Raw genomic sequence first — 9,064 nt, 5'->3', positions numbered from 1 at the left:
GAGAATCGTAACGAGAGACGATATCAAGGGCCTGACTGAGCTGCATAAAAAAATCCGGAAACGAAGCGTTTCCGGATTCTTACACAGCCACTGGATCGTTCAACTGATCCTTAACTGATCGGCATTAAGCCATTTGGCTGCCCTTTTTACATTTGTCATTCATATCTTGCGGTGTGCTGCCAGGTGCACATCACTGTGCACCCAACGACAAGCGTATCGCTAGTCGGTAGCGTCGCCATTATGGCGACCTGCGACTTTATTTGCTGCGCGGGTACTTATCGCTGTTCACCCAGGCGTGATCTTTCTCCCAGGTAAACTTCCACAAACGCACCGGACCTGCCATCACGTTCAGATAGTAGTTATCGTAACCCGCGATGGTCGCCACCGGATGATAGCCACGCGGAACAGTCACCACATCGCGGTTATACGGCGCCATGCACTCGTCGAGTGAACGGTCGTCGGTATATACGCGCTGCATCGCGAAGCCAGGCTCTGGATCGAAACGGTGATAGTAGGTCTCTTCCAGATAGGTCTCATCCGGACTGGTTTTCTGGTCGTGCTTATGGCTTGGGTACGAACTGGTCGCACCCTCGTCGGTATACACTTCCACCACCAGCAGGCTGTCGGCTTCTTTATTGTCCGGCAGAATGTTGTGCACCAGACGCTGATTGCGTCCTTTACCACGGTGCTCCACACCCACATCTTCCGGCGCAATCAGGCGCGCAGGCAAGTTGCCACTGCTCGGTGCATTACACACCGCCAGCTCCAGATCGCTATCGGCGTAGACTTCTACTTCATCATCGTGCGGCACATACACCGAGTACGGTGGAATACGCTCGAACGGTGACAGGCGCTTACCAAGGTTCGGGAACTCCGCGTTGCGGGTTTTTACCGAGGCAAACCCCGCCACCAGCACCAGACACAGTTCTTTATCGCCGCTGCTGAGCTTCAGGCTCTGGCCCTTCTTCAGCAGGTAGGCATCAAAGCCGACGTACTCCCAGCCCGCACTTTCTGGCGTGACGTGCTGGATACGACCGTTACTGTCTGGCTGCTGCGCTTTCGAAATCAAAGACATCATCGATCTCCTAAGTTAAGCGAGATTAGCCCAGCGTTGGCATGCTGAACTCTGAAACAGTCTGCTGACCGCTCGGCCAGCGCACGGTGGCGGTTTTCATGCGGGTGTAGAAACGCACACCGTCTGGACCGTGCACGTTCAGCGCACCAAACACCGAACGCTTCCAGCCACCGAAGCTGTGGAACGCCATTGGCACTGGCACCGGCACGTTAACACCCACCATGCCCGCTTCCACGTTCTGCACAAACTCACGCGCGGTGTGGCCGTTGCTGGTGAAGATGGCGCTGCCGTTACCGAATTCATGGCTGTTGACCAGCTTCAGTGCACTGTCAAAATCAGTAGAACGCATGATGCTCAATACCGGCCCGAAGATCTCTTCACGCCAGATCACCATGTCCGGGGTAACGTTATCAAACAGGGTGCCGCCAACGTAGTAACCTTCTTCGTGGCCCGGGACTTTGACGCCACGGCCATCCACCACCAATTTCGCGCCCTCGGCTTCACCTTTGTCGATGTAGCCCAGCACTTTCTTCTGATGCGCGGCAGAAACCACCGGGCCCATTTCGTTCTCTTCAGCACCTTTTTGGATACCGGGGCCGATGCGCAGCGCTTTGATCAGCGGCGTCAGACGCGCAATCAGTTTGTCAGCAGTATCATTGCCCACTGCAACAACCACAGGCAGCGCCATGCAACGCTCACCGGCAGAACCAAACGCGCCGCCCATGATGGCATTCACGGTGGCATCCAGATCGGCATCAGGCATTACGATGGCGTGGTTTTTCGCCGCACCAAACGCCTGCACACGTTTGCCGTGGGCGCTGGCGGTTTTATAGATGTGCTCGGCCACGCCGGAAGAACCGACGAAGCTCACTGCGGCAATACGCGGATCTTTGTACAGCTGCTCAGCATCTTCGTTAGAGGAGTGCACCACGTTGAATACGCCATCCGGCAGTCCCGCTTCTTTCAGCAGTTCAGCCATACGCACAGAGGCTGATGGATCCAGCGCCGGTGGCTTCAGGATAAAGGTGTTACCGCACGCCAGGGCGATTGGGAACATCCACAGTGGCACCATCGCCGGGAAGTTGAAGGGCGTAATACCCGCGACCACGCCAACCGGCTGCATCAGCGAGTAGCTATCCACGCCGGTGCCGACGCTTGGTGAGTTTTCACCTTTGATCAGATGCGGGATTCCGCAGGCAAACTCGATCACTTCAATACCGCGCGTCAGCTCACCCAACGCATCCGACCACACTTTGCCATGCTCAGACACGATCAGCGCAGCCAGTTCGTCACGGTGTTTTTCCATCAGTGCTTTGAAGTTGAACATCACACGGGCACGACGCAGCGGCGCTGTTTTCGACCATTCAGGGAACGCGGCATGGGCGATTTCGATCGCTTTTTCCACTTCAGCAGCGGTGCTCTGCGTCAGTTCACGCGCGACTTTGCCGGTGGCTGGATCGTATACCGGGATGGTTTCATTGCTGGCGCTGTGGGTAATCTTGCCGCCGATAAAGTTTCCTACGATAGTCATGTCGTTGCCTCTTTGATGTGAAGTTCCCTGCAGGCAGTCGGTTATCACTGCAACGCCACCTGACCAGGCAATACGAAAAGCGTGCTATGAAGCTATTACAATGAAATAAATTTTTCAAATACTTCTTTTTGGAAAATTTCCTTTTAGCGGCATGGATCGCATTTTTACCGCCTTCCCTGCAGCAAGGCCGTAAACCTCGCTCGATCGGCACCCTGCCTCTCTTGCCGAGACGTAATCATAACCCTCTGTGACCACACAATTTCCACTGAGATCACGCCAGCATGATGTTACGCGAAACGAAATATGAAATTTTTGCGAGGAAGATCCAATATCTGATATTTCATAATTCACTAACAATGAAATAAATGTTTTCTTTGCAGCATCTGAACCGTATCCTATTACAGGAGCCACACATGGCCATCGATCCAACCCGTTTCTGTATCAACCGTAAAATTGCGCCCGCGCTCTCACTTGAAGCCTTTTTCCAGTTAGTTCAGCGACTGGGTTTGAGCAAAGTGGAACTGCGTAACGATATGCCGGGCGGCAAGGTCACCGATGGTCTGAGCGCATCGCAGTTGCGATCGCTGGCGGATAAGTATCACATCGAGATCGAGACCATTAACGCGCTCTATCCGTTTAACCGCCCTGATGACGCGCTGTTGAGCAAAGCCGAAGCGATGTTGCAAGAAGCGAAAGCCATTGGAGCCAAAGCGCTAGTGATGTGCCCATTGAACGAGGGTATTGCCATCGCACCAGAGAAAACGCTGGAGGCGTTGCAGATCCTGGCACCACGCTTCGCTGAATACGGTATTCAGGGGCTGGTTGAGCCGCTGGGCTTCCCGGTGAGTTCACTGCGCTCTGCGGTGCAGACGCAAAAGCTGATTAAGCAGGCGGGCGTGCCGTTTAAATTGCTGCTGGATACCTTCCATCATCACCTTTACGAGAACGCCGAGCAGGAGTTCCCGCAGGAGATTGAGGTGAACCAGATTGGCTTAGTGCATCTCTCAGGCGTGGAAGATACCCGCCCAACGGCGGCACTGACGGATGAAGAGCGCATTATGCTGAGCGACCGCGATGTGCTGAACAGCGTGGCGCAAGTGAAGCGTCTGGAGATGCTGGGCTATAAGGGCATTTACGCCTTTGAGCCATTCTCCTCGGAGCTGGAGAAGTGGGGCGCGAAAGAGATTGAGCGCGAAATTCGCCAGAGTATTGAGTTGCTGCAAGCCTGATTTATAACGGCGGCCGAGGGTGTGTGCCGCCGTTTCCCCTACCCTTATCTGTGTCCATAACAAGACACACTTTGTTAGTGTTGGCCTCGGTCGGAGGCCCTTTTTTCCATCCTCGTCATATTTTACGTCATAGCTGCGTTGGCCGCGTTTGTGCGCCCCAGTCACTTACGGACGTAAGCTCCTGAGGACTTACAAACTTGCCGCCTTGCTCTGACGTAAACTATTTAGAGGATGCCTGAGCGGTTTAACAACGTTTGCTCTCACCCTAATTACTGACGGACGTAAGCTTCTGGGGACTTACAAACTTGCCGCCTTGCTCTGACGTAAACTATTTAGATGATGCCTGAGCGATTGAAGACCCTGTTTAGATGCGCCTGAGCGATTGGGATGAATGATGTGAGGGTGCTTTATTCATAGAAGTCAGGCATTTTCTTTGATTTCCACAGCCGCTTCTTGTGGCTGCCGCTTCATCATGCGTAGCGTGCAGAACAGCGCCAGACATACCAGCAGCGCGGTGAGCAGATAGACCAGCGAGACCCCGGCGTAACTCAAGATAAAACCCGCAATCGGTCCGGTGATACCTAGCGACAAATCCATAAACGCCGTGTAGGTCGCCAGCGCGCTGCCCTGATTCTGCTGGGGCACCACTTTCACCGCCACCACACCAATCGCCGGGAACACCAGCGAGAAACCTGCACCGGTCAGAAACGCCCCCATTTTCGCCATCCACGGATCGAACGATCCCGCCACCAGAAACAGTCCAACCGCTTCAACGGCAAAACAGATGCTGGCGACGCGCAAGCCACCGAGCTTATTAATCGCGTTGGGGAACAGCAGACGCGTACCGACAAAGGCGGCGCTGAACATCGTTAAGGCAAAGGCGGCACCATCCCAGCCCTTATCCTGATAGAACAGGGTGATAAAGGTAGCGATCACGCCAAAACCTGCCGATCCCATCGCCAGAATCAGGCCGAAGCCGTAGATTTTTCCCAGCACATCGCGGAACGGTAGCGGTTTGGCTTTGCTGCCTTTCACTGGCGCACGCGGCAGCGCCAGCGCAAGCGCCAGCACGCAGATGGCGATAATAATGCCCGAAAGCAGCAGTAAACCGCCGCTGCGGAAAATCACCACACCGAGCGGCGCACCGATCGCCATCGCGCCGTAGGTGACAATACCGTTCCAGGAAATCACTCGGCCAATGTGCAGTGACCCAACGCGTGCCACGCCCCACAGCGAGGTGCCGGTGCCAGAGAAGCTTTGCCCTACGCCCAATATCACGCGCCCCAGACACAGCAAAATCAGGCTGAGCACGCCCTGCCCTTCCGTCAGTGCCGAAAGCAGGATACAGATGCCGCTAATCAGACAACCCACTAGCCCCAGCACCACGACCTTCTTCGGCCCCCACATATCAGCATAGCGCCCGGCATGCGGACGGCTCAGCAGCGTGGCGATGTACTGCAGGCTGATCACCAATCCCGCCCAAAAGGCGCTGTAGCCCAATCCGTCATGGACAAAGCCCGGCAGCACCGCCAACGGCAGGCCAATCGTGAGATAGCTGGCGAAGTTGAACTTCACAATGGAGAGGATCAGAAGATTCAGGCGAAGTCGGCCGTGTTCAGGGGCCGCGGCAGGCTGGTCAGGCATGAGTGATTGCGCTCGTGGGTGACTAAATATTTGTATAGAAGGCTAACTATACGCCTTTTCCTGCGTACTGCATCCGGTGATCGCCCTAATTTGTGGTCATCATTTCGTCATATCGCCCACTTACACTCGCGCCCATCAAATCCCAAAGAGGATACACAATCTGATGCTGCTCCTGATTTGCTGTCAGGCGCGCGTGCCGCAGTGCCACTCCTTTGCCGGAGGTGGCCAGTGACGCATGCCGTGCCTATCGAACTGAAAAATCTCAGATGGTCAGTGAACAATCTGACGATTCTGCACGATCTCTCCCTGACCATTCCCGCAGGCGAAATCATTGCACTGCTCGGCCCGAGCGGCTGTGGCAAAAGCACGCTGCTGAAACTACTGGCGGGCCTGCTGCAACCCACGGCAGGCGAGTTGTGGATTGGCGATCGCTGCGCTGCCTCTGCACATCATTGCGATGCGCCGGAAATGCGCAACCTCGGCATGGTTTTCCAGGATTACGCTCTGTGGCCGCATATGACCGTAGCGCAAAACGTCGCTTTCCCGTTGCGCATGCGCGGTGTGAAAAAAGCGGCTGCACGTGAACAGGCCGATGCGGCGCTGGCGCAGGTCGGCCTGGCTGATTTTGGCGATCGCAAACCCGCGTTGCTCTCTGGCGGACAGCAGCAGCGTGTCGCCCTCGCCCGTGCTTTGGTCGCTAAACCGGCGATTTTGTTGTTCGACGAACCGCTCTCCAATCTTGACCGCGACCTGCGTGAAACCCTGGTGCACACCATGGCGGATTTACTGCGCAGCGCGGGCATTACCGCTGTTTATGTCACGCATGACCGCGAGGAAGCCAACACGCTCGCCGACCGCATTATTCACCTGGCACAGGGCCAGATTGTTTCCGTTACTCACCTCTCAGGGGACCGCAATGCCATCTCTCAAGTCAGTTAAAACAGGAGCCATCAGCGCGATGATTTTGACCTCCGCTATGATGATCAACGATGCCCAGGCACTGACGGTGTACACCGCCGGTCCGGGTTCGCTATCAAAAAGTCTGGCCACCGGATTCGAAAAGCAAACCGGTATTAAAGTGAATATCTTCCAGGCCACCACCGGCAAAGTGATGGCGCGTCTGGAAGCCGAACAGGCTAATCCGCAAGCCGATGTGCTGATCTCTGCCTCATGGGATACCGCTGAAGATCTGCAACATCGTGGCTGGCTGTTGCCGTACGAAAGCGCCAATGCCGCTAAAGTGCCGGATCAGTTCAAAACGGCCAACTACGTGGCACAGGGCATTTCCGCGCTCGGCATCGTGTGGAACACCAAGAGCGGCACGCCAGAGCCAAAAACCTGGCAGGATCTGACTGCACCCGCGTTTAAAGACAAAGTCACCACCCCCGATCCGGCACTCTCTGGTGCTTCACTCGATCTGCTGATTGGCCTGCAAAATAGCGAGGGTGAAAAAGCCTGGCAGCTGTTTGATCAGTTAAAAGCCAACGGCATGGTGATGAGCGGCCCGAATGCCCAGGCGGTGACGCCAGTATTGCAGGGTGCGAAAGCGGCGGTTTTTGGTGCAGTGGATTACGTCACCTATAACAACATTGCGCAGGGTGAAAGCGTCAAAGTGATCTTCCCCGAAAATGGCACCGTGGTGGCACCGCGTCCGATGATGATTCTGAAAAGCAGCCAACATGCCGATGATGCGAAGAAGTTCGTCGATTATGTGCTGTCGGATGAAGGCCAGGAGCAGGTCGCGAAGGCCTGGTTGATGCCTGCACGTACCGATATCAAAGCGCAGCGTCCGCTGTTCACCGAGATCAAATTGCTGCCCGCCAATAGCGATGGCAGCAGCGAGCGCTCGGCGGTGCTGAAGCGCTTTGGCGCCCTGTTCGGGCAGTAAATGATGTCGCGTGCCCTGAATGGATTGATTCTACTGGCGCTGGCGCTGCTGGTGGCACTGCCGCTGCTGTTTATCGTGCTACAGGCACTGTTTCCACAGCTTGGCGAGGGGAACTGGAGTGGGGCGTTCAGCGCGTTACCGGCGCTGTTTGAAGATCCCCAGATGGTTCCGATGTGGCTGGGCACGCTGAAAATCGGCGGCGGCGTGGCGCTGTGCAGTTTGCTGCTGGGCTTACCGCTCGGCGCGCTGCGCGGCCTGTTCCGCCTGCCGGGTGCGGCAATGTGGGATCTGTTATTCCTGATCCCCTTCCTCACGCCGCCCTATATCGTGGCGCTGTCATGGACGCTGGCGCTGCAACGCAACGGCTATTTTGAGCAACTCATCGGCATCAACCTCGATAGCCTGCTGTTCAGCAGTACCGGTATGACGCTGGTGATGACGCTGAATATCTTCCCGGTGGTCTATTTTGCGGTGTCGCGTTCGCTGATGGCGAGCGGTCAACGCCTCGCCTGGGTGGCTCGCGTGCACGGCGCATCAGCCTGGCGAGCTTTTGCCCAGATCACATTGCCGCTGACGCTGCCAGCGTTAGCCGGTGGCGTGCTGCTGGCATTCACGCTGGCGATTGAAGAGTACGGCGTGCCTGCGGCGCTCGGCACTCAGGCGCATCTGACGTTGATGACGGTCGGTATCGAAACCAAACTGGCGGACTGGCCAATCGATTTACCGGGCGCGGCATCCCTCTCGTTAATGCTGAGCCTGGTGGCGCTCACCGCCTGGTTCCTGCAACGTAAACTGACCGGCAGCAGCGATGTCACGGCCGTTAACGGCAAACCGGTGGTGCAGGAGCTTGCCGAAGGCGGGCGCTGGCTGCCGCTGATGTTGCTGCCGTTTATCCTCACCGTTTTACTCGCCGTGGTACTGCCGCTGGGCGCAATGACGCTGAGTGGATTACTGAATACCCTTTCCGGCGGCCTGCATCTGGATAACCTGACGCTGCGCCACTTCGGCGCGCTATTTAGTCAGCAAGGGGATGCGTTATCGGCCTTCTCCACCAGCATTGGGCTGGCGCTGGGCGCAGCACTGCTTACTGGGCTGCTCGGTTTCCTGATTGCCTGGCGCGTGTCAGAAGGAAAAACGCGCCTGCTGGCGATGATGGATGGCCTGGCGCTGCTGCCTGCTGCCATGCCCGGCGTGGTGGTCGGCGTCGGCTTGATTCTGCTGTGGAACCGCGGCTTCTGGCCGGTTTCCCCTTACAACACAATGTTTATTCTGCTGCTTTCCTACAGCTGCCTGCTGCTGCCTTGGCCGGTACGCTATGTCAGCAGTGCGCTGCGCCAACTGGCCCCCACGCTGGAACCGGCGGCGCGCGTGCACGGCGCGTCACGCTTACAGGCGCTGCGCCTGATCGTCCTGCCGCTGGTCGCACCGAGTCTGCTGGCCGCGATGATGATGGTGTTTGCCGTGGCATCGCGCGAACTGGTGACCTCGCTGCTGCTGGCACCCGCCGGGACGCAAACCGTGGCGATTTTTATCTGGCGTCAGTTCGAGCAAGGTTCCGTGGGGCAAGGGATGGCGATGGCCACCGTGACACTGCTTGCCAGCCTCACCCTGATGCTGGGCGCCACAGCGCTAATGCAACGTCAGGGTAAATAACACATTGACGTTTCGCTTATTCCTAAATAAACAATCACTTACTT

The 9,064-nt window shown here is 56.6% G+C and carries 7 protein-coding genes; 4 read left to right on the top strand and 3 right to left on the bottom strand.

Annotation, left to right across the window (positions count from 1 at the left end; genetic code table 11):
* Positions 1–256: 256 nt before the first annotated feature.
* Together iolB and F3J37_RS19935 are read right to left on the bottom strand one after the other, a co-directional pair.
* Complete coding sequence (iolB, locus tag F3J37_RS19940; protein WP_166935235.1) at positions 257–1,075, bottom strand: 5-deoxy-glucuronate isomerase; 819 nt, start codon at positions 1,073–1,075, stop codon at positions 257–259.
* Positions 1,076–1,100: 25 nt separating this feature from the next.
* Entirely contained in the window at positions 1,101–2,606 is a 1,506-nt protein-coding gene (locus F3J37_RS19935) for a CoA-acylating methylmalonate-semialdehyde dehydrogenase (protein ID WP_034819716.1), read from the bottom strand.
* A gap of 413 nt (positions 2,607–3,019) precedes the next feature.
* On the opposite strand from F3J37_RS19935, the gene F3J37_RS19930 reads away from it, so the two are divergent.
* Positions 3,020–3,835, top strand: a complete 816-nt coding sequence (locus F3J37_RS19930) for a TIM barrel protein (protein ID WP_058960626.1) — start codon at positions 3,020–3,022, stop codon at positions 3,833–3,835.
* A gap of 420 nt (positions 3,836–4,255) precedes the next feature.
* Here the strand turns inward: F3J37_RS19930 and F3J37_RS19925 are convergent, their stop codons facing one another.
* Entirely contained in the window at positions 4,256–5,479 is a 1,224-nt protein-coding gene (locus F3J37_RS19925) for an MFS transporter (protein ID WP_166935233.1), read from the bottom strand.
* A 228-nt stretch (positions 5,480–5,707) separates the two neighbouring features.
* Between F3J37_RS19925 and F3J37_RS19920 the strand changes: the two genes are divergently transcribed.
* From F3J37_RS19920 to F3J37_RS19910, 3 genes are read left to right on the top strand one after another with little or no spacing between them, the layout of a single operon-like run.
* The gene (locus F3J37_RS19920) at positions 5,708–6,418 is read left to right on the top strand and encodes an ABC transporter ATP-binding protein (protein WP_166935232.1); all 711 of its coding nucleotides are present in this window, start codon (positions 5,708–5,710) and stop codon (positions 6,416–6,418) included.
* Positions 6,396–7,367, top strand: a complete 972-nt coding sequence (locus tag F3J37_RS19915) for an ABC transporter substrate-binding protein (RefSeq protein ID WP_182056821.1) — start codon at positions 6,396–6,398, stop codon at positions 7,365–7,367. The genes F3J37_RS19920 and F3J37_RS19915 overlap by 23 nt, the downstream gene beginning before the upstream one ends.
* Positions 7,368–9,020: an ABC transporter permease gene (locus tag F3J37_RS19910; RefSeq protein WP_205299005.1), complete on the top strand. Its 1,653-nt coding sequence runs from the start codon at positions 7,368–7,370 to the stop codon at positions 9,018–9,020. It abuts the gene before it with no gap.
* Positions 9,021–9,064: the final 44 nt, after the last annotated feature.

This window comes from Candidatus Pantoea communis (assembly GCF_011752685.1).
Lineage (GTDB): Bacteria > Pseudomonadota > Gammaproteobacteria > Enterobacterales > Enterobacteriaceae > Pantoea > Pantoea communis.
Note: the sequence above shows the minus strand (reverse complement) of the source record. Positions and strands in the feature narration are given on the sequence as shown.